Origin of the sequence: Candidatus Nanosynbacter sp. TM7-076, from assembly GCF_022828325.1 — a bacterium.
In the GTDB taxonomy this organism is placed as follows: domain Bacteria; phylum Patescibacteriota; class Saccharimonadia; order Saccharimonadales; family Saccharimonadaceae; genus Nanosynbacter.
The window spans coordinates 125,783-147,654 of the sequence record NZ_JAJQJS010000002.1 but is presented as its reverse complement, the minus strand read 5'-3'; the positions used below and the strand labels follow the sequence as shown (position 1 = coordinate 147,654).

Sequence of the window (21,872 nt, the reverse complement as noted above, 5' to 3'; positions counted from 1 at the left end):
GATATAATTTTTCTAATACATTGTGTGAATTGTCAAATTATTATGCGCGCAAAAGGTTTATTTTTTGGAAAAATTATTGGATTAGCTGTGTTGGTTGCGATTGCGACTCCAATGATTTCGTTTGCTGACGGAAAGACTTCTGGTGAGCATTTGGTTCGTATTTATGATCGCGGTGAAGAAAAGACCATTATCACAAACGCATTGACCGTTCGACAGGCTTTGCGTGCGGCTAAGATTACGATTGACGAAAAGATTGACGCGGTTGAGCCAAATATTGATATGGAATTGACGGGTTCAAAATACCAGGTCAATATTTTTCGCGCTCGCCCAATAACAATTGTCGATGGAAATAAGCGTCTAAAGGTAACTACCGCCGAGCAGACGCCGGCTTTGATCGCGAAGGCTGCTGGGCTGACTTTGTACCGTGAAGATAAGACGCATTTTACGAATTCTGACGATCTTTTGGTGAACGGCGTGGGTCTGGTGATGAAGATTGAGCGATCAAAACAGCGAACGATAACTGAAGAAGTTGATATTAATTTTGATATTGAGCAGATTAAGGACGATTCTCAGCCGATTGGATTTAAGAGTGTTAAACAACTTGGTGAAAAGGGTGTGCGGAAGGTGATTTATCGGGTTGAGGTAGAGGACGAGCGCGAGATTAGCCGTAAAGAAGTTGCTAGCGAAATCACAAAGCAGCCGAAGAAGCAGATTGAAATAATTGGCACGAAACCTAAAAATCCATTGACGAAAAGCAAGGGCGCACAGATATTTACCGACTCCAAGGGTGTGGCGCACCGCGAGACGTATTATGATTTGCCGATGAATATTGTGATAAAAGCTTGTGGTAGCGGCGGTACTTATACAGTGCGGGCGGATGGTGCGAAGGTTGATAAGGATGGCTATATTTTGGTGGCGGCTAATTATGGTAATTATCCACGATGTTCGGTGGTTGAGACTAGCATGGGTCCGGGTAAGGTTTATGATACCGGTGGATTTGCAACCAAACATCCGCACGGATTCGACTTGGCGACTGACTGGACGAATGGAGACGGACGCTAAATGGCTTCTTCTCATGGACCAAAAAAATCGCTTGGACAGCATTGGCTGAAAGATCCGGAGATTTTGGCGGATATTGCTGAAGCGGCCGAATTGACGGGCGATGATGTCGTGTTGGAGATTGGGCCAGGGCTAGGTACTTTGACTAGTCGCTTGTTGGCTCGGGCTAATTCGGTGACCGCCGTGGAATTTGACGCAGATTTGGCACGAAAATTACCAGGGCAATTTCCGGGTAAGAAATTAACTGTCGTGAATCAAGATATATTGCAATTTGATCTGAGCCAATTGCCAAAAAATTACAAAGTTGTAGCTAATGTCCCATATTACATTACCAGCAAAATTGTTGAAAAATTGATGACTGCGGAAAATAAGCCGAGCATCGCGGTGCTATTGGTACAAAAAGAAGTTGCCGAGCGAATTGCGGCAGAGGCTGGAAATATGAGTATTCTGTCTGTGAGCGTTCAGATTTTTGCCGAAGTGGAGTTGGATATTGAAGTTCCTAGGCAGTTTTTTACGCCACCGCCGAAAGTTGACTCGCAGGTTGTAGTTTTGAGGACTCGCGACAATCCGTTAATCACCTCAGAAGATCAGAGAGATTTTTTCCGCATTGTTAAGGCTGGATTTTCTGCTAAGCGTAAGAAATTACGCTCTAGCTTGAGTGGTGGTTTGGGGATTGATAAAAGTGTGGCGGAAGAATTGCTGAAAAATGCAGGAATTTCACCAGATGCTCGCGCTGAAGATTTGGCGATTGAAGATTGGAAGAGACTACTGAAAGGGTGACGGAATTTATAATTATTTAAAGACAGGTGACAATATCAAAAAAATAAGAACGACTCAGAGGTTTTAAACTGAGTCGTTCTTTACGCTAAAAGACTGAATTAATCTATCAAATTATCGTGCTTTAAATCTTTAACAGCGTTGGTAGCTTCTTCTTTGGTGAACCCCCATCCGTCGACAAGAGATTTTATTAAATCGCTTCTGCTGTATTTTATATTTTTTAGAGTATCTATAGCACGCAGCTTTGCTCGCTCGGTGTAATTAATATCATATTCTTCTAATACTTCACGGATGTATGATTCTGAATCCTTCATCTCTTGATCGCGGGCTATACTGATTATTATGGATTTTTTTGAAAGCATACCATTATAGTTACTGCTTGTGGTGTAATTTTTCTCAATAAGATTACGTATGCTGATCTTGAAGTCATAATTCAGACGCTGTAAACCTTCTTCTGCCTCTTCCTTAGTGAATTTATCGGTCCCTTGTAAGTGTCTTAGGATGAAATTTCTTGATATGGTGGGTTTCTGTCCTGATAGCATATCGCTGGCTTTTAGTTGAGCGTTATGTGCAAAGTCAATCTTTACTGTATTAAGGGCATTGTCTATTTCTTCTTTAGTAAATCCTTGCAAGGTGAGAAGATCTTCATAGTTTACTTTTGATGTATGGTTGTAGGAATCTAGGGCTTTTAGAGCCTTTATAGCCTGCATCTGGAACATCTTAGCAACGTCGATTTCATGGTTTAGCTCATCAAGCGCTTTTTCAACCTCTTCCTTTGAGAATCTAAAATCACCTTTAGGTCCCGTATTGGTAAATCTTTCCATTAATCGACTTTTGGAAGTCCATGCGTGAGGGTCTTTATTTATATCGGCTGATGGCATGAAAAATTTTATTGCTCTTTTTGCGTTATTGATGGGATTGTAATTTGGATATATTATCTCTAGTAATTGGAGTGCTGCAGTGTAGTCTAGTTTGTAGTAGGTTGAAATGAAGTGTGCAGCTGCAAACTTAGAGTATATGGCGTTATCTAGGTTTTGATATTTAGCTCTCTCTGCCAATTCTCTCGAAAACCTCTTGTCCCATTTTCCGTCGCTTCCAACTACATAGTTGTCTGGCGTAACAGTATTCTTTAACATGTCGCCATTTTTACCGACGTAGTAGTCGCCGACCCACTGGTCATGCAGCATGTGACCTTTAGTGTCGAAGTAGTACCACTTGTCTCCGATCATCTTCCAGGTATTTTCTATCATGTGACCGCTAGTATTGAAATAGTACCAGTGCCCGTTTATATATTCCCATTTACTGTGAATGATATATCCGCGCCCATCAAAGTAGTACCATTTGTCGCCAATCCTCTCCCATTTGCTCTTTGGGTAACTGCCATCCGAATTTCTATACCACCATCCGATTGAGTCTTTGCGCCAATCTCCGCTTGCCGCATGGGTTGTTGTAGGTGTGCTTGCTGTGACTATGGTGGCGCTTACGATCATTGCCGCCACTAAGCTTTTTAAAATTTTCTTCACAATCTCCTCCTATTAAGTATTGTTTCAATTTTTATTATAACATACTATGATTGACATTTACGCCAGTGGCGGCGCTCTGTTGAATCTGTTATAATTTCTTTATGACTAAGAAACACGCTTACATCACTACTGCTATTCCTTACGTAAACGGCTTGCCGCACATTGGGCATGCTATGGATTATATGTTGGCAGACGTGTGGGCGCGATATTCCAGACAGAACGGGCGTGAAGTTCGTTTTCAAGCTGGTGTAGATGAGCATGGCAATAAAATTGCCGCCAAAGCTGCCAGCCAAAATCAAACCCCTCAAGAATACGTCGATCAAACGCACGTCAATTTTAAGAAGATGATTAATGAGCTGAATATCTCAGTGACGGATTTTATTCGAACAACTGACGCGCATCACGTTGCTGCGGTGCAATATATTTGGCAGAAACTCGTTGAGGCTGGTTACATTTACAAAGGTTCGTATGAAGGCTGGTATTGTCAGGGGTGCGAAGCTTTCGTTACGGATAAAGAAGCTGCCGATAATAATGGGGTTTGTCCAGATCACCAAACTCCGTATCAGCGCTTGAGTGAGGAAAATTATTATTTTAAAACCAGTGCTTTTTCGGACAATATTCGTCAGGCGATTGAGTCAAATAAAATGAGAATCGTGCCTGAATTCCGTAAAAAAGAGTTTTTGGAATTGATGAAAGATGGCTTGAAAGATGTGTCGGTTTCTCGTCCGCGTAAAAATCTTAGCTGGGGCGTGCCGGTTCCTGGTGATGATAATCAAGTCATGTACGTTTGGCTGGATGCTCTGAGCAATTACATTACGGTTATCGGTTATCCTGATCGTCCAGAAGAGTGGCAATCTTTTTGGCCGGCTGACGTGCAAGTTATCGGCAAGGACATTCTCCGTTTCCACGCTGGTATTTGGCCAGCAATGCTCATGGCGCTGGATTTGCCGCTTCCGAAGGTTTTGCTTGTTCATGGATTTATTAATTCTGGCGGAATGAAAATGGCAAAGAGTCTCGGAAATGGTGTTGGCCCGACTGACATTATTCCAGATTACGGCGCTGAGGCGTTTCGATATTATTTCTTGCGCCACGTGCCGACGCAAGATGACGGCGACTTTACTTGGGAAAAGTTTGAAGCTGCGTATAATGGTGAGCTTGGCAATGATTTGGGCAATTTGGTTCAGCGAGTCGCTAAAATGGTGCAGAATTATCAAGCGGGCGTTATTGGTGACGCTCCACAATCAGAGCACGACATGGGGCCGTATCGTCAGGCAATGGAAAGTTATATGTTTGACCAAGCAATGGACGAAATTTGGCTAATTGTTCGCTCTTTGAATCAATATATTGAGCGAGTTCAACCATGGCAAGTCGCTAAAAATCGCGATAAAGATCCAGAAGCAGAGTCGCATTTGAGCGAGATTTTGGCGCATGCTTGTGGCACATTACTTCAAGTGTCCGACATGCTTCGTCCATTTATGCCGCAAACTGCCGAGAAAATTCATGATATGTTTGCTAGTGGTGTCGTGCCATCAGAATTGATGCCTTTGTTCCCGCGCAAATATATTCACACACCAGATCCACGCGCCCCGAAAACAGAATCTCAGGTTAAATAGTTTATGATTGAAGTTGATAAGGAAAGTGCAACTGAGGGTTTACGTCTGATAGATTCGCATTGTCATTTGCACGATACAGAATTTTTTACGGACAATCGCGAGCAATTTTATAAAGAAACGGTCGAGGCGAATATTGGCATGATTTGTGTCGGTACTGACCAGCGAAGTAGCTGTCAAGCTGTGGAATTCGCCGCGAATCATGAGTTTACTTGGGCAGCAATTGGCGTTCATCCGCACGATACGAAAGATGGCTGGGAAGATGTCAAAACTTTACTGGAGAATAAGACGGAAAATTCTCCGATTGTGGCAATTGGTGAAATTGGGCTTGATTATTATTACAATAACAGTCCGCGAGAAACGCAAATTGAAGGCTTGGAAGCGCAACTTCAAATGGCGGTTGATTACGATTTGCCAGTAAGTTTTCATGTTCGCGATGGCGCTGCAGATCAGCCGTCAGTTTGGGATGATTTTTGGCTAATTTTTGACAATTTTCACGGGCTTCGCGGCGTGTTGCATAGTTTTACAGATACGCGTGAAAATTTGGAAAAAGGTTTTTCGCGAAATTTGTACGTTGGACTTAATGGAATTAGTACATTCACAAAGGATCAATTGCAGAAAGAATTGTTCGCTTCAATTCCGCTGGAGCGATTATTGCTAGAAACTGACGCGCCATTCTTGACACCAGCGCCGTTTCGTGGTAATATAAACAAGCCAGAATATGTGAGATTGGTGGCTGAACATTGGGCAAAGCAGCGAAATATTGATTTTGATGTTTTAAGCCAAGCTACTCTTCACAACACAAAAGAACTTTTTGGCATTTGAAAGTGGAGAAAATGAATAGTACGCCGGAACGTGTTACAAAAACACCTGAAATTGAAGCTCTTAAAGAGGTTTATAGAATTTATCCTAATACCGAGAAGGATAGCTTTGACTCTAAACTAAATCCCAATTTAGGCGAGGTCGCAGTTAAAGGTGACAGTGATGAAGCGCTTAATCACTGCAGGGAAGTGCTTGGTGAAAAAAAGAAGCCTACTGATCCTGTTGAGTCTGTGAAAAAAATTGGTAATATGCTAGCAGATATTCGAAAAACTAAAGCTAACGAGGTACAATAAGTGACTAAGTTTTTGAAAAAAGTACGGAGTTTGGTTTTTGCTGATGATAGTGACGCGGTGTCTTTATTGAAATTCCGTAGAAAAGATCGTCCATTAAAGAAATTTACCGAGCGCGAGCTAATCCAATTGGAAAGTGAAATTGGCGCAACAATTTTTGGCGAGAAGCCGGCGTATGTTGCGCGACGAGAATTTTTTAATTTAGATAAAGATACCTGGATTTGGTATGAAGAAGTTGCTGACGGTAAGGGTGGTCGGCAAGAATTGACGACGCGTTATGAAGTGCAACCAAAGGGAATTTTGAAGATTCAGCCGAATTATAGATATAGCTATTTGGAGGGCGACGAGCTTCGGAATTTTGTCTTGGCAACTAAGGAATATTACGAGCGAGTTTCTCGGCAATTATATAAGAAAGATCCGCAAACCGGTCGGCCGCTTTGATATAATAAAAAAGTGAATAAAGACTATATATATCTTGATCATGCTGCTGCAACGCCGATGGACCCGTTGGTGATTGAGGCGATGTTGCCATATTTTTCTGAAAAGTTTTTCAATCCGTCTAGTCCGTACGCTCCAGCAATATTTACAAAGCGTGAATATCAAGACGCGAAGGCTCGATTGGCGCGCTGCTTGGGTGTGATGGCTGATGAATTGATAATGACAGCTGGGGCAACTGAGTCTGTCAATTTGGCGTTCAATGCAGCAAATGGCGTAAGTTTAATTTCGGCAATTGAGCATGATTCGGTGATTAATTCCGCAAAAGCGCGTTCGGAAGTAAAGCTAATTCCGCCAATGAAAAATGGACGAATAGACCCGAACATGGTTAAAAAAATGCTAACACCAGACGTTGGATTTGTTAGTGTTGCGCTGGTGAACCATGAGCTGGGCTACATCCAGCCAATTGAAGAAATTGCGGAAATTGTAAAAGCTGAGCGACTCAGGCGCCAAGAAAATGGCGAATCTTTACCGTTGATTTTTCATACTGATGCTTCGCAGGCGGCGGCTTTAATTGATGTGAAGATTAAAAGGCTGGGTGTTGATTTATTGACATTGTCTGCGGCGAAAGTTTACGGTCCAAAGCAAGTTGGATTACTATGGGCGCGACCTGGCGTTACGCTGAAAGCCAATATTTTTGGTGGCGGTCAAGAATTGGGTCTGCGTAGTGGAACTGAAAATGTTGCTGGCGTGGTTGGTTTTGCGACTGCTTTGGAATTGGCGCAAAAACGACGTTCTGCTGAAGTGAAGCGACTGCGAAAGTTGCGGGAAGAGTTGGTAAAAGATTTGAAGCAAGCTTTTCCTGATATGTTGATATCATCAGATATGAAAAAAAGTTTGGTGAGTTTTTTGAATATATCATTTTCTGGAATTGACGCTGAAAGATTGGTGTTTTTATTAGAATCTCGTGGAGTTCTAGTGGCTACGGGTAGTGCTTGCGCGGCTAATTCTGGAACGCGTTCTCATGTACTAGCGAGTGTTGGTCTGAGCGAATCAGAGATTGACGGAAGTCTAAGGCTTACCTTAGGCAAGTTGAACGATGATGAGAATATAAAGCGAGCTGGCGAATTTATCATTGAGGCTGTGCAAGCGGAAATGAAGAGGATTCGTCGATGATTCATAAATTAGTTGGCTTAATGATTTTTGCTGCTTTAGTAATTTTTGGGCTTAGCGCATATTTGTCGCCGAATGATTTGGGAAAATGTCAAGGCGTGAGTGAAGGCGATTGTCGTAAAGCTGATGCAATAGTTGTTGTCAGCGGCGGCGATACGAATGCGCGAACTGACGAGGCTATTAAACTGTATAAAGAAGGTTGGGCGCCGTTGATTGTTGTGTCGGGCGCGGCGGCCGATAAGACTGGTCCGTCCAACGCCAAGGCTATGTATCAGCGAGCGATTAATAGCGGCGTTCCTGAGAAGGCCATTGTTATGGACGAGTCTTCCGAAACGACTAGACAAAACGCCACTGAGGTGAAGAAAATTGTCGATTCGCGAAAAATTGAAGATGTGATTCTGGTGACGAGTGGATATCACATGCGTCGGGCGCAACTCGAATTTTCAGCACAATTTAACGACGTGAAGATTCGAAGTCATCCTGTCGCTTCTGATAAAAACTGGAGCTCGTGGTGGTGGTTGACGCCGTGGGGCTGGTGGTTGGCGATGGGTGAATTAATGAGAATTGGGCTATTCGCCCTGGGGTTGTCCAGATGAGTAAGAAAGTTTTTGTTGGGATGTCGGGCGGTGTGGACTCCTCCGTGGCTGCGGCACTTTTGGTTGATCAGGGTTACGATGTAACGGGCGTTTATATGAAAAACTGGTCGGAAGATCTTCCTGGAATGCATTGTCCGTGGGCGGAAGATGTTGCTGACGCCAAGCGTGTGGCGGTTGGCTTGGGTATTGATTTTCGAGTTTTTGATTTCCAGAAAGAATATAAGCAAAATGTTGTCGATTATATGATTCGCGAATATCAAGCGGGTCGCACGCCAAATCCGGATATTATGTGTAATCAAGAAGTGAAGTTTAAAATATTTTTGGAGGCTTCGCTGGCGGCTGGAGCAGATTATATTGCGACAGGGCATTATGCGCGTGTTGCCCATGAATCGTCTTCGTCAGCCAAATTATTACGCGCTCGTGATGACAATAAAGACCAAACCTACTTCTTATATCGAGTGACTTCGGAGGCTTTGTCAAAAACCATATTTCCGTTGGGCGATTTCACGAAAGCTGAAGTTCGCGAAATGGCGAAAGAGCGTGGTTTGTGGACGGCTAGTAAAAAAGAGTCGATGGGAATTTGTTTTGTTGGGCAAGTTGGAATTCGCGAGTTTTTGTCGGAATATATTAAAACTGCGCCAGGAAATATCATTGATCAACAGACGGGATCTGTCGTCGGTAAACATGACGGTGCAATTTTCTATACACTCGGTCAGCGTCATGGGCTGAACGTCGGCGGTGGGTTACCTTATTATGTTGTGGGCAAGGATATGGAGAAAAATGAGGTTTATGTGTCGCGATCAATTGATAATGAAAGTTTGTGGCGAAAAGAACTTAGGCTGGCGGATATCCACTGGATTAACCAAGCGCCGCATAAAGATAAGAATGTACAAGTTCGGCTGCGTCATCGAGGCGCTTTGTTTGATGCGAAAATTGACGGAGATATCGTGCATCTTTCTGCTTCGGAGCGTGCCGTAGCTGCGGGTCAATCTGCGGTAATATATGACGGCGATGAATGTTTGGGTGGCGGAATCGTGAAAACAGATTGACGTTATGGGAAAAATAGTGTAAACTGTTCTAGAGTAAGGAATAATAAAACGTAGAGTTAAAGGAAGAATTAATTTTATGCTAGCAATTCGTTTGCAACGTTTGGGTCGCAAAGGTTATCCAGTATATCGCTTGGCGGTACAAGAAGCACATCGTCATCCATCAAGCGGTCGTGTAGTCGCTTATGTTGGTAGCTACAACCCACACACTAAAGAATCAAATGTCCAAGTTGAATTGGCTCAGAAATATTTGGACAATGGCGCACAGCCAACACCACGCGTAGTTAAGCTATTGAAAGAAGCTGGTGTTAAATTGCCAAAGTGGGTTAAGGAAGTCTCAGCTGACAAGCACAAAGCCATCCGCAATCCAGAAAAACTTCGCAAGAATCAGCCAAAAGAAGAGCCGGCTGAAGAAGTAGCTGAATAATCTGTTGAGATTGGCGATTTGATCTATAAACCCCATCTGTAAGGTGGGGTTATTTTATGGTATAATAACACTCATGAATGCCCAAAAAATACGTAGTAAATATCTTGAATTTTATAAAAAACAAGGTCACGCCGTCGTTGAGCGTGCGCCGTTGATTTTAACTAATGACCCGACGACTTTATTTACGGGCGCCGGAATGCAGCCGATGATTCCGTACTTGCTTGGTGAGACACACCCCGAAGGTAAGAGAATTGCCGATTCTCAAACGTGTTTGCGAGCGCAGGATATTGACGACATTGGCGATAATCGTCATACAACGTTTTTTGAGATGCTTGGAAACTGGAGTTTGGGCGACTATTTTAAGGAGGAGCAAATTGGCTGGATGTGGACGTTTTTGACTGAGGAAATTGGTCTTGATCCGCAGAGATTGTATGTAACGTGTTTTATTGGCGCGCCGGAATATAATATTGAGAAAGATGTTGAAGCGGCTAAATTGTGGCAGAAAAAGTTTGCAGAAAAGGGCATCGATGCAAAGACGGCGGATATCGGCAGCGAAGAGCAGGGAGCAGCGCGTGGTGTAAATCCAGGTGAAAGAATTTTCTTTTATGACGGCAGTAAAAACTGGTGGAGTCGCAATGGCGGTCCAGAAACTACTCCGGTTGGCGATCCGTGTGGTCCGGATAGTGAGATGTTTTATGAGTTTGATTTCATTGAGCATGATCCAAAATTTGGTGAAAATTGTCATCCGAACTGTGATTGTGGTCGATTTATGGAGATTGGCAATAACGTATTTATGGCGTATAAAAAAGTTGCCGAGGGTAAATTTGAGCCACTTGATAAGCCAAATATTGACCATGGATCTGGACTTGAGCGAATCGCAGCTGCAGCAAATAATGATCCTGACGTCTTTAAGATTAGCTTGCTTTGGCCGATTATTGAAAAGCTGCAAGATCTGAGCGGCAAGGATTACGCTTCACACACCGAAAGTATGCGAGTGATTGCTGACCATTTGAGGGCTGCGACGTTTATGGCGGTTGATGGGTGCGTGCCAAGTAATAAAGAGCAGGGCTATGTGATGCGTCGTTTGCTCCGTCGAGCAATTCGTTATAGTTTTGATTTGGGAATTGAGCAGAATTTCCTGCAAGAAGTTGTGCCGACGATTGCTGATTTGTATGAAGCCGATTTTCCAGAGGTGAAGAATAATCGCGACAATATAATTGCTGTCCTCGTTAAGGAAGAGAAAGCTTTTCGCCAGACTTTGAGAAAAGGAATCAAAGAGCAGATCAGGCTTGCTTCTCGAGCAAAGCTTGATAGCCTAAAATTAGAGACGCTGCTCAGAGAGAAGAGAGTCCAAGGTATTGGTGCTGGTTTTGCAGATACTGTGGAATTGCCATTTTTATATCTAAACGGTGTTGATTTGTTTACACTATATGATACGTATGGTTTTCCTATAGAACTTAGTGTTGAAGAAGCTTATAAAAATAATATTGAATTATCCCCAGAATGGCGATTGGAGTTTAATAACTACATGGTCGAGCAACGACAGCGCTCTAAGACGGCTCGTAAGGGGCAATTTAGCGGCGGCTTGGAAGGTCATGACTCTATTCATCTGAAATATCACACGGCGACGCATTTGTTGGGCGCGGCGTTACGTAAGGTTTTGAATGCGCCAGATTTACAGCAGCACGGAAGCAATATTACCGCCGATCGATTGCGCTTTGATTTTAATCACGATAAGTTGACGCCAGAAGAAAAACAGGCGGTTGAAGATCAGGTTAATGCTTGGATTGATGAAGATTTACCAGTTAGTTTTGCTGTTTATCCGACCGATGAGGCATTGAGTATGGGTGCAATTGGTGCGTTCGGTGAGCGTTACGGCGACGAAGTTAAGGTGTATTCTATTGGCAATGATGACAATATTGTCAGCTTTGAAGTTTGCGGCGGTCCACACGTCGAACACACTGGAGTTTTGGCTGAAGATGGCAAGCGATTCAAAATCACCAAAGAAGAATCTAGTTCGGCTGGAATTCGTCGAATCAAGGCTGTTTTAAGATAGATAATTAACTGTTGCTCTAAAATCACAAGCGTTATATAATATTTCTTATATGGCATTGAAAGACATGTTGAAGAAATCTGATAAAGATAGCCGCGAGCTATTGGTTAGCTTAGATATTGGTACGGAAGTGGTTAAGGCATTAATCGCTGAAGTTAAAGACGACGAGCTGAAGATTATTGGCGTTGGTCGAAAGCAGCAGGAAATGGGCGATATGCATAGCGGTGCGATTGCTGATATTGCTGGTGTTGTGGCGAATTGCGAAGAGGCTCTGTCTGAGGCTGAAGATCAAGCTGGCGTTCAAGGTAAGCGAGTTGTTATCGGCATTGCGGGTGAATTGGTCAAAGGTGTGACGAATACTATTCGCTATCGCAGACCTCAGCCAAATAAGCCATTAGATATTGCCGAGATGGAATTTATCATCGAGAAAGTTCAGGAGCGAGCTCAAGGAAAGGCTCAGGCTCAAATTGCGCTGGAAACTGGCAATGAAGATGTTGAGGTGAAATTGGTCAATTCGGCGTTGGTGAGTATTCATATTGACGGATATAAAGTTTCGAATCCGATTAGTTTTCAGGGGCGAGATGTGGCGGTGCAGATTTACACGGCGTTTGCTCCGATGGTTCACATCGGCGCGTTAGAGAAGGTTGCGGACGAGCTTGCGCTGGATTTGGTGGCTGTGGCTGCCGAGCCATTTGCGGTGAGTAGGAGCGTTTTGGGATCGGATACGGATAGTAATTTCACGGCGATTCTAGCGGACATTGGTGGCGGCACGACGGATATTGCGGTTGTTAATGACGGCGGAGTCGAAGGCACAAAGATGTTTGGTATTGGTGGACGCAGTTTCACTAGGACTATTGCGGCTGACCTGGATTTAAGCTTCAAAGATGCAGAAAAGTTGAAGCTGAATATTGATAATGAGAATTTGAAGCCTAGTGTAAAGAAAAAAGTTGATGCGGCGATCGACAAGACTTTGGAAGTTTGGCTATCAGGCGTTGAATTGGCGCTGAGCGATTTTGATAATGTCGATTATTTGCCGAATAGGATTTTACTGTGTGGCGGCGGATCGAGCCTAAAGAAAATTACTGAAGCTCTGAAAACTCGACGCTGGCCAGAAGATCTGCCTTTTACTAAGAAACCAGTAGTTCAATATATCAATCCAAGTGACATTACAGGAATAATTGACGAAACCGGAGATATTAGCGATCACACATTTGTAACCGCAATGGGCTTGTTGCGAGTTGGATATGATACAATTATCGGTAGTCAAGACGGTAATAGTTTAGTTGAAAAAGTAAATAGGTTGTTAAAGATTTAAAATGAATAAAGACGTTATTTATATCGATGTAGAAGACGACATTACGACGATAATTAGTAAGATTAAGGCATCGAAAGAGAGGATTATTGCGTTAGTGCCGCCTCGAAGAATTGGCGTTTTACAGAGTGCTGTCAATATTCGACTACTGGCTCGGGCGGCAACTTCGGCGGATAAGAGAATTGTATTGATCACGAATGATTCGGTTTTGGCTGGATTGGCGGCAACGGCGAAAATTCCTATTGCAAAAACGCTTCAGAGCAAGCCAGAAATTGCGGAGATTCCAGTTCTGAAGGTCGATGACGACAATGATGTGATTGATGGCGGCAAACTGGCGGTTGGAGATATGGCGGATTCCGCGAAAAGATCAAAGAAATCTGATGAAGATTCTGCTGTAGATAATGTTATAGCTGACGCAAACAAGAAGGAATCTAAGGGGTTGGACTCTCTGAAAAAGATGGTTAAAAAACCAAAAGTCCCTGATTTTAATACATTCCGTAAAAAGTTCTTGTTAATTGGAGGCGGTGCCTTACTTTTGATCGTATTTTTGGTTTGGGCAATTTGGTTTGCTCCACATGCTACGGTCGTTATTTCAGCAAAGACTACTAGTATGACAGTCAGTGATACCGTCAGCTTGAATGAAACAGCCACGACAAGCGCAAAATCTAATGTCATTAAGTCTGTAAAGAAAGAATTAGCAAAGGAAGTTAGTGTTGAATTTTCTGCTACGGGCAAGAAGAATGTCGGAGAAAAGGCGACCGGAGTGGTGGTTTTTAAGAATGTTTCCCCAGACAGTGTTACTATTGCAGCTGGTACAATTTTAAAGAATAGTGGATTATCTTACACTTTAAATTCTTCTGTAACTGTTCCAGGTGGCTCTTATCAGCGTAATTGCCCTGGGTATATTTGTCCGGGGTCTGCTTCTGGGGTTATTACCGCCAGTGAGGGCGGGGCTCAGTATAATGCGGCAACTGGCAGTATGAGTATTTCGGTTGATGACATTTCTGCGTCGCTACGGTCTGCTACTAGTGGCGGCACCGATAAAACTGCAACGGTTGTGACGGCTAGCGATATAGAATCGGCAAAAAGCAAGCTGAGTGAAAAGAAAATTGATGGATTAAAAGAGCAATTGTTGTCATCATTCGGTGATTCGGCAACGGTTATAACAGAAAGCTACGTTGAAAATCGATCAGACCCTAACTCGAGTGTAGCGGTAGACGGCGAAGCGACTGGAGCTGTAACTCTGAAATCAACAATTACCGCCAGCGCGTTAGCTATTGATAAGAATGAGCTAAAGAACTTTGTGGAAGCAAAGCTTAAAGAGGAGATTTCTGGCAAGAAGTCGCAGAGAATTTATGACAATGGAGTAAGCAAGGTTGCGTTCTCACAATTTTCTAGGGCGCATAATACACAGACTGTGCGCTTAACTACGAATGGCAAGGTTGGCCCAGATATTAAAGAAGCGAACGTAAAGGATCAAGCCAAAGGTAAGAGTTACGGAGAGGTTCAGTCTGCTATTGAATCTATCGAAGGTGTTGAGGATGTCGATGTTAAATTCTCACCATTCTGGGTTAAATCTGTTCCAAAAGATATCAATAAGATTAATGTCGAATTTAAGATAAAAGATGTCAAGTAAAAACTTTTTAGCGCTGGATGTTGGGTCGCGGCGAATTGGCTTGGCTATGGCGGATTCGCAAGTGAAAATTGCCGTGCCGTTTGGTTGGTTGGAGAATAATGAAAATATTGTCCAGGAAATAACAGAGCTAGTATTGAGGCATGATATTGATACAATCGTAGTGGGCTATCCACGAAATCAATCTGGTGAGCCAACAAAGCAGACGGAATTTGTGGAAGAATTTGTTAAGCAATTTGAAGACATTGAGCTTGATACAGAGATTGTTTTTCAGGACGAATCTTTAACGAGTGTGCAGGCTGAGCAGAGATTGGGTAATAAAATTAAGGATAAGGGCGAGATTGATGCGGAGGCCGCTAGCATAATTTTGCAGGATTTTTTGGAGGAGAATTATGAAAATTCGTAAACAACGTATTTGGCTATTAGTGTTGTCAATAGTTGTAGCTATCTCTGGAATCGGCGCCCTTGGAGCAACAGTGTGGTATAAGCAGATGCTTTCTCCTGTCGATGTAAATAGTCAGCAAACCTTCAGAATTAATATTAAAGAAGGCATGGGGTCTAGCGATATCGCCAAAACTTTAGAGGATAATAAAATTATCAAAAACTCTTTAGCGTTTTCTATTTACACAAGGCTCCACAATTCAGCGAGCAAGTTTAAGGCTGGCGTTTATTCTGTAAAAGCATCCCAATCTGTAGATGAGATAATTGATCATTTGACCAGCGGTAAAACTGATGAGATCGCTATAACATTTTATCCTGGATCGACTTTGAATAAAAAAATAAAGAATTCTGATGGCAGAGAGGTTGAATCTGTGCTGCTTAAGGCGGGATTCTCGGATGATCAGATAAAAAAGGCATTTGCCGCTAAGTATGACAGTCCGGTTTTTACGGGCAGACCGGAAAATGCTGGGCTTGAGGGGTATATTTACGGTGAAACATTCTATATTTCCCCGGATGAAACCGTAGAACAGGTTTTGCAGCGCTCAATTGATCATTTGGAGAAAATTGTTAAGAAATATAATTTGGAGGGTAAATTTAAGGCTCGAGGACTAACTTTGTATCAAGGGATAACACTAGCGTCGATTATTCAACGTGAATCGATTGGCTGTGGGTCTGGCGTGGAAACTTGCGAGGATCAGCGTAAGATTGCTAGTGTATTCTACAATCGCCTGAAAGCTAATATGCCGTTGGGCTCTGATGTGACATATCAATATATTGCTGACAAAACAGGGGTAGAACGCTCGCCAAACCTTAAGTCCCCATATAATACCCGCATTCAAAAAGGTTTAACTCCTGGACCAATCTCTTCACCTAGTCTAAGCGCGCTGAACGCCGCTGCTGACCCGATAAACTCTGATTATCTATATTTCCTGAGCGGCGACGATGATATTACGTATTTTGCTAAAACCAACGAAGAACACGAGGCTAATGTCAAGGCTCACTGTCAAAAGAAGTGCCAGATTTCTTGACAAAAAACGCATTTTATAAAATTTATTGACTTTATTGTCAATGTTGTGTAAAATAGATGTTAGATCATTTGTCTAATTTATCAACAGGGGTGAATTACGATAAATGACCTGCCAAAATTGTCGCTACGGATATAGCAAAACTAATGTAGAATAATAATAATCAATTAGGTCGACAACATATCCTGTTCTGTTGCGAGAAGAAAGACAATTTGGTAGAGGTGCTAGTGGTAACATTGGCGCAAGGAGAACGATTATTCGTAACCATTTTACATCTCTTCGGAGTAAAAAACGTAAACTGCAATCATTTGCAATCTACGGTGGAATATTTTTATTGACTATATCATTTTTGATCTACGGTAATAGCGGTAGTAATGTATCCGCTGAAAGATCAAAAACTTTGGCATCATCTGAAACTACTGGTGTTTCGTCGGCATCTAAGTCTGCTAAGTCTAAAACAGCTTCAGTAGATGAATTAACGGCAGCTAATGCTGTAACTAACTTGGCGGAAACGGCGGAATTGCCTTCAGCTGGTGACTTGCGCGAGTCTGAAACTTCACTAACAATTAAGAAGAACCTTTCTCAGAATGATGCAGAAGTTATAACAAAACCTGATATCGTTAAGCCGGACACTTCGGCTGCGCGTGGCATTTCGTCTTATGTAACCAAAGAGGGTGATACGATGGAGTCTATTGCTAAGAAGTTTAAGATTTCGTCTCAGACTCTTCGTTGGGCTAATAATACAACTTCGGACGCTGTAGAGCCGAATAAGACTCTAGTTGTGCCTCTTGTTGACGGTGTTGTTTATACTATTAAAGACGGCGATACTGCCCAATCTCTAGCAGAAAAGTATAAGACGAGCGCTGAGCGCGTCGTTCTGTATAATGACATTGATGACGGTGCTAAACTGTCTACTGGTTCTAGAATTGTGTTGCCTGGAGGTGAGCTTCCAGAAAATGAGCGACCTGGTTATGTCGCTCCGCGAAGTAGGTCTTATGGTAACCGATATTCTTCTTCGGCATCGTCTACTACTACGAGCGCAAGTCGAAGTTGGTTGACTGCCTCTGTCGGCAACCGCTATGCAGCAGGTAACTGTACATGGTATGTATACGAGCGTCGTTTGCAGCTTGGTCGTCCAATTGGTAGCTTCTGGGGTAATGCTAATACTTGGGCCACAAGTGCTCGTGCCGCTGGATTCGTAGTTAATAATACGCCAGCACCTGGTGCGATATTCCAGACTACTGCCGGATATTATGGTCACGTTGGTATTGTTGAGCGAGTTGAAAACGGTGTGGTTTACGTTAGCGACATGAACTACGCAGGTTATGGAATTATTACTCACCGTACACTCAACGGTGCAGGCGGTTATCTATATATCCACTAGAACTAGCTAATATTAGCGCCTCCGCTATCTCTCGGGGGTGCTTTTTGGTATACTAAAGATATGTTTGTAGATATTGCAAAAGTTTTAGTACGCGCCGGTAGGGGCGGTAATGGTGTAGTAAGTTTTCGCCATGAGAAATACGTCGATAAAGGCGGTCCTGATGGCGGTGATGGCGGTCGTGGTGGTGATATTGTTTTTTTGGCGACAAAAGATCTTAATACGCTTTTGAATTTTAGATATAAGCCGGAACTTAAGGCTGAAAAAGGCGGCGATGGTGGAAAACGTAATAAACGAGGAAAAAGTGGCGCTCCACTAATTGTTAAGGTGCCAATGGGTACTCTAGTAAAGCGCGATGGTATGGTGATCGCAGATTTGACCGAAGATCAGCAGCAGGCAGTGGTGGCTCGTGGTGGAGACGGTGGATTTGGAAATGCACACTTTACGTCTAGTACGCGCCAAACGCCTAAGATTGCTGAACTTGGTGAGGCTGGCGAGGAATTCGAGGCAGAGTTGGAATTGAAATTATTGGCCGACGTTGGTTTGGTTGGCTTTCCGAACGCTGGTAAGTCGACGTTCCTGAGCGTGGTCTCTAATGCGCGCCCAGAGATTGCCAATTACGAATTTACGACTTTGATGCCTAATTTGGGGGTTGCCGATGTTGACGATGGGTCGATTTTGATTGCTGATATTCCGGGGTTGATCGAGGGTGCATCAGAAGGTAAAGGTTTGGGCGATCAATTTTTGCGCCATGTCGAGCGAACGGCCGTGCTGCTTCATATGATTGATGTGTATAGCGATGATCCGGCGGAGAAATATCAGGCAATTCGTCGTGAGCTGGAAAAATATTCTGAATCATTGGCGGAGCGTCCAGAGATAATAGCGCTGACCAAATGCGAAGGCTTGGATGATGAGATTATTGCTATGCAGTCGACTGCCCTTCAAAAAGTAGCTAATGGCGCGCCAGTTGTGGCGATTTCTTCCCAGACACACGACGGGGTGACTGAGCTTCTACGAATGTTGCGTGATGAAGTTGCTGGGTATCGAGAGCGTGAAGCTGAGATTGTTGATGAAAAAGAGGAAGATTTGCCGACAATTTCGCTGGACGATCAGGTCATTTCTGATGCTTGGTCTGTAAGGCGAGTTTCTGATGCTGAATCTGATGAGGCTGACGATGAAGATGAGAAGATTGAGTTTATTGTTACGGGCGCTAAGATTGAAAAGTTTGCTCGTCGGACTAACTTTGATCAGTTTGAATCTATTAATCGCTTGCGAGACATTATGCGAAAAATGGGAATTACTCACGAATTATTGCGTCAAGGAGCGATTGGCGAAAGCTTAATTAAGATTGGCGAATCTATGCCGTTTACATTGGTTGAGCAATAGATTCTGTTGGTGCAAATTAGCGTGAGCTTGATGATATAATATAAATATGGCGCAAACATTTTTCTTTTACGACCTTGAAACTAGCGGTCTTAATCCTCGACAAGATCGAATTATGCAATTTGCTGGTCAGCGAACAGATATGGATTTGCAGCCGATTGGCGAACCATATAACATTCTCGTGACACTAAATGACGATACGCTGCCGAGTCCTGATGCGTTGATGGTGACGGGCATAACGCCGCAAAAAACTGTCGAAGAAGGCTATACTGAGGCTCAATTTGCGCGTATGCTAAGTGAGGAAATATTTACGCCTGATACGATTGCTGTTGGATTTAATAATATCCGTTTTGACGACGAGTTTATTCGTCATTTGTTTTGGCGAAATTTTTACGATCCATATGAGTGGACTTGGAAAGACGGTCGATCCAGGTGGGATTTGTTGGATGTGGTACGCTTGACCAGGGCGCTTCGACCTGGGGGAATTGAGTGGCCAATTGACGATAAAGGTGAGCCGAGCAACCGCTTGGAGCTCATCACGAAAGCTAACGGAATAGAGCATGAAAACGCCCATGACGCGCTGGCTGACGTGACCGCGTTGATTGCTGTGACTAAATTGATTAAGCAGAATCAGCCGCAAATGTACGACTATTTGCTGAAAATGCGCGATAAGAAATTGGTTCAGAAACTGGTGAATGTCGATGATAAAAAACCTTTTGTTTATGCGAGTGGTCGTTATGATAAAGAATTCGCCAAAACGACCGTGGCTTTTCCGCTAACCACGAGCCGAAATGGTGGCGTGATTGTTTATGATTTGCGTTATGATCCGACGCCGTTTGTTGATCTGAGCGTTGAGGAATTGTCGGCGAAAATATTTGCAACATGGGAAGAAAGGCAAGCTGAGGATTTCGTTAAATTGCCAGTTAAGGAATTACAATATAATCGCTGCCCGGCAGTTTCGCCACTTGGCGTGTTGACTCAGGGCGATGGTTGGCAGAAGATTTCTCTGGATGCGGAAACTGTGCAGAAGCACCAAGATATTTTACTTTCTCATCCAGATTTTGCTGAAAGGTTGCGTAGTATATTTGAGAATAGGCCAGAGTTTAAGAAAATGACCGACCCAGAAGCGCAATTATACGATGGATTTTTGGACAATAGCGATCGAGTTCGTGTTGAGGCTGTGCGTAATGCTGGCGAGCACGAATTGGCTGACTTTCATCCGGATTTTCAGGATGAGCGATTGTCGCCACTATTGTTGCATTATAAAGCGCGAAGTTTTCCTAATTTGCTTAGTGAAGATGAGCTGCGACAATGGGAAGAATGGCGAACTGAGCATTTACAGGCGCAAATGCCGCAATTTATGAAATCTCTGCAACGATTGGCGCCTATCGCGACTAATGAACAGCAGTTTATTTTGCAAGAATTGCAATTATGGCTGGAATCTGTCCTGCCTTCTGTTGACGTCTGAAATATGGTTATGCTAAAATTGAAACAATTAGATAAAAAGTGGAATATTAATTAGGTAATTTAATTTAAGGAGGGTGGCTCTGATGTCATTTAAGAGTAGGGGTCATAAACTATATGTGGGTGTGATGGTATTTATTTCCATGTTCGCACTTTCTTTGTCCGCAATATTAGCACCGTTCGCCAAGGCGGAAGATGCACCGCTGTATACTTGGAGGGACATAACCATACCTGGACAGGGAGATATTTCGGAGTCGCGCGTTAGTCCTGACGGATCAAAACTTTTTGTCTTGCGTAGAGATTTAGCTAGCGGTAGTGCTAACCTTCTGGTCTCTGCGAATGATGGCGCAAGCTGGAGCACTTTCGCTGCACCAGAGGGCGCGAATGGACTACTAGTTAGCTCCGATGGCTCTAAGTTGGTCGTAAAGGGGAAGTATGGTGAAAATGCCATCTATGTTTCTACTGATGGTGGTCGAACTTGGGTTAAGCGTAATTCGTCTGTTCCTTATACTGCGCATGTATTGATGAGCCCAGACGGCTCCACGCTGGTCATGTACTTTGAACATAGTCTCTATAATGATCCTATGGCAGTATCTACTGATGACGGCAATACTTGGGTTCCAAAGGGAGATGAATATCCCGACTATGTCTTTAATAGTGGAAAGATGGCTCGCCGGAGTAATGACGGTACATTACGACAATCTACCGACTATGGTATGACTTGGTCTACAGTTGGACATTCTGTTGATCGTGTCAGCTTTAGTCCTAATAGTAAAGGTGTATTTGATGGTTCTTATACATCTGTAGATGGCGGCGCTAACTGGGTTCAGTTGCCCGAGTATCCTATAAACGACATACGTAATGTCGTGTTGAGTGGCATTAGTAACGACGGTAAAAAACTATTTGCTACATTTGATGGCACCCCAACTGTACCGGTTTTTGTATCTTCAGATGGAGGTAAAACTTGGCAGAAATGGGGTGACGAGAGGGTTTCTTTCTCATCAGTTTCTATGTCTGCTGATGGTTCTAGAGTATTCGCAACAGCACAATTTACAGATCCAGATTATAAGTCCGTCTATCGCCTAGCAATTCTACCGAGGCCTCAGCCCGTAACTCCCGGTGGCACCGGTACAGGTACAGGCGGAACTACCACTCCAGTAACTCCTACCACTCCATCCACAGGCTCTGCGTCTTCGGGTGCTTCAGTCACTACATCATCATCCGCTTCCAGTAAAAAACCAGGAAAATCATCAAACCTTGCTGAAACAGGAGTTTCTGTTTGGGTAGTTGGCGGGGTAGCTGTTATAGCTGTCGCAGCTGGTGTGTTGGTGTTGAGAAAACGGCTGTAGATGTTATTGTCAGTCTCGCCAGCCTCTATACTTCGTTGACTTTTGGTATATGGTTATGCTAAAATGCTGGTAA

At 43.4% G+C, this 21,872-nt stretch carries 20 protein-coding genes; 19 read left to right on the top strand and 1 reads right to left on the bottom strand.

Annotated features, from left to right (window positions below; translation table 11 throughout):
* The first annotated feature begins 24 nt into the window (after positions 1–24).
* Both LRM47_RS01405 and rsmA read left to right on the top strand, forming a co-directional pair.
* Positions 25–1,062 (top strand): resuscitation-promoting factor, encoded by a 1,038-nt coding sequence (locus tag LRM47_RS01405; RefSeq protein ID WP_243822533.1) that lies wholly within the window; start codon positions 25–27, stop codon positions 1,060–1,062.
* A complete protein-coding gene (gene rsmA, locus LRM47_RS01400; protein ID WP_243822532.1) occupies positions 1,063–1,839 on the top strand; it encodes a 16S rRNA (adenine(1518)-N(6)/adenine(1519)-N(6))-dimethyltransferase RsmA in 777 nt (258 codons plus the stop codon).
* A 98-nt stretch (positions 1,840–1,937) separates the two neighbouring features.
* Here rsmA and LRM47_RS01395 read toward each other — a convergent pair whose 3' ends face one another.
* The gene (locus LRM47_RS01395; protein ID WP_243822531.1) at positions 1,938–3,359 is read right to left on the bottom strand and encodes an N-acetylmuramoyl-L-alanine amidase family protein; all 1,422 of its coding nucleotides are present in this window, start codon (positions 3,357–3,359) and stop codon (positions 1,938–1,940) included.
* Positions 3,360–3,460: 101 nt separating this feature from the next.
* On the opposite strand from LRM47_RS01395, the gene metG reads away from it, so the two are divergent.
* The 17 genes from metG (at position 3,461) to LRM47_RS01310 (ending at position 21,799) form a co-directional block, all read left to right on the top strand.
* On the top strand, positions 3,461–4,972 hold the full coding sequence (metG, locus tag LRM47_RS01390) for a methionine--tRNA ligase (RefSeq protein WP_243822530.1): 1,512 nt from the start codon (positions 3,461–3,463) through the stop codon (positions 4,970–4,972).
* Between the two features lie 3 nt (positions 4,973–4,975).
* On the top strand, positions 4,976–5,794 hold the full coding sequence (locus tag LRM47_RS01385; protein ID WP_243822529.1) for a TatD family hydrolase: 819 nt from the start codon (positions 4,976–4,978) through the stop codon (positions 5,792–5,794).
* A gap of 11 nt (positions 5,795–5,805) precedes the next feature.
* On the top strand, positions 5,806–6,084 hold the full coding sequence (locus tag LRM47_RS01380) for a hypothetical protein (protein WP_243822528.1): 279 nt from the start codon (positions 5,806–5,808) through the stop codon (positions 6,082–6,084).
* 12 nt (positions 6,085–6,096) lie between these two features.
* On the top strand, positions 6,097–6,522 hold the full coding sequence (locus LRM47_RS01375) for a hypothetical protein (protein ID WP_243822527.1): 426 nt from the start codon (positions 6,097–6,099) through the stop codon (positions 6,520–6,522).
* A gap of 12 nt (positions 6,523–6,534) precedes the next feature.
* Positions 6,535–7,692 (top strand): cysteine desulfurase family protein, encoded by a 1,158-nt coding sequence (locus LRM47_RS01370; RefSeq protein WP_243822526.1) that lies wholly within the window; start codon positions 6,535–6,537, stop codon positions 7,690–7,692.
* Entirely contained in the window at positions 7,689–8,285 is a 597-nt protein-coding gene (locus LRM47_RS01365; RefSeq protein ID WP_243822525.1) for a YdcF family protein, read from the top strand. Before LRM47_RS01370 ends, LRM47_RS01365 begins: the two co-directional genes overlap by 4 nt.
* The gene (gene mnmA / locus LRM47_RS01360) at positions 8,282–9,334 is read left to right on the top strand and encodes a tRNA 2-thiouridine(34) synthase MnmA (RefSeq protein WP_243822524.1); all 1,053 of its coding nucleotides are present in this window, start codon (positions 8,282–8,284) and stop codon (positions 9,332–9,334) included. Before LRM47_RS01365 ends, mnmA begins: the two co-directional genes overlap by 4 nt.
* Positions 9,335–9,410: 76 nt before the next feature.
* Positions 9,411–9,758 carry a 30S ribosomal protein S16 gene (gene rpsP, locus LRM47_RS01355; RefSeq protein WP_243822523.1) on the top strand — a complete coding sequence of 116 codons (348 nt, stop codon included), beginning with the start codon at positions 9,411–9,413 and terminating at the stop codon, positions 9,756–9,758.
* Positions 9,759–9,831: 73 nt separating this feature from the next.
* The gene (locus LRM47_RS01350) at positions 9,832–11,814 is read left to right on the top strand and encodes an alanine--tRNA ligase-related protein (RefSeq protein ID WP_243822522.1); all 1,983 of its coding nucleotides are present in this window, start codon (positions 9,832–9,834) and stop codon (positions 11,812–11,814) included.
* Between the two features lie 49 nt (positions 11,815–11,863).
* Positions 11,864–13,126 (top strand): cell division FtsA domain-containing protein, encoded by a 1,263-nt coding sequence (locus tag LRM47_RS01345; protein ID WP_243822521.1) that lies wholly within the window; start codon positions 11,864–11,866, stop codon positions 13,124–13,126.
* A gap of 1 nt (position 13,127) precedes the next feature.
* A complete protein-coding gene (locus LRM47_RS01340; protein WP_243822520.1) occupies positions 13,128–14,759 on the top strand; it encodes a baseplate J/gp47 family protein in 1,632 nt (543 codons plus the stop codon).
* Positions 14,749–15,162, top strand: coding sequence for a Holliday junction resolvase RuvX (ruvX, locus tag LRM47_RS01335; RefSeq protein ID WP_129631399.1), 414 nt, complete (start codon positions 14,749–14,751; stop codon positions 15,160–15,162). Before LRM47_RS01340 ends, ruvX begins: the two co-directional genes overlap by 11 nt.
* A complete protein-coding gene (gene mltG / locus LRM47_RS01330) occupies positions 15,149–16,225 on the top strand; it encodes an endolytic transglycosylase MltG (protein ID WP_243822519.1) in 1,077 nt (358 codons plus the stop codon). The genes ruvX and mltG overlap by 14 nt, the downstream gene beginning before the upstream one ends.
* Before the next feature lie 190 nt (positions 16,226–16,415).
* A complete protein-coding gene (locus tag LRM47_RS01325) occupies positions 16,416–17,606 on the top strand; it encodes a CHAP domain-containing protein (RefSeq protein WP_243822518.1) in 1,191 nt (396 codons plus the stop codon).
* A gap of 60 nt (positions 17,607–17,666) precedes the next feature.
* Positions 17,667–18,989, top strand: a complete 1,323-nt coding sequence (gene obgE / locus LRM47_RS01320) for a GTPase ObgE (RefSeq protein ID WP_243822517.1) — start codon at positions 17,667–17,669, stop codon at positions 18,987–18,989.
* A 46-nt stretch (positions 18,990–19,035) separates the two neighbouring features.
* Entirely contained in the window at positions 19,036–20,454 is a 1,419-nt protein-coding gene (gene sbcB / locus LRM47_RS01315) for an exodeoxyribonuclease I (protein WP_243822516.1), read from the top strand.
* A gap of 82 nt (positions 20,455–20,536) precedes the next feature.
* Positions 20,537–21,799, top strand: a complete 1,263-nt coding sequence (locus LRM47_RS01310; RefSeq protein WP_243822515.1) for a WD40/YVTN/BNR-like repeat-containing protein — start codon at positions 20,537–20,539, stop codon at positions 21,797–21,799.
* Positions 21,800–21,872: the final 73 nt, after the last annotated feature.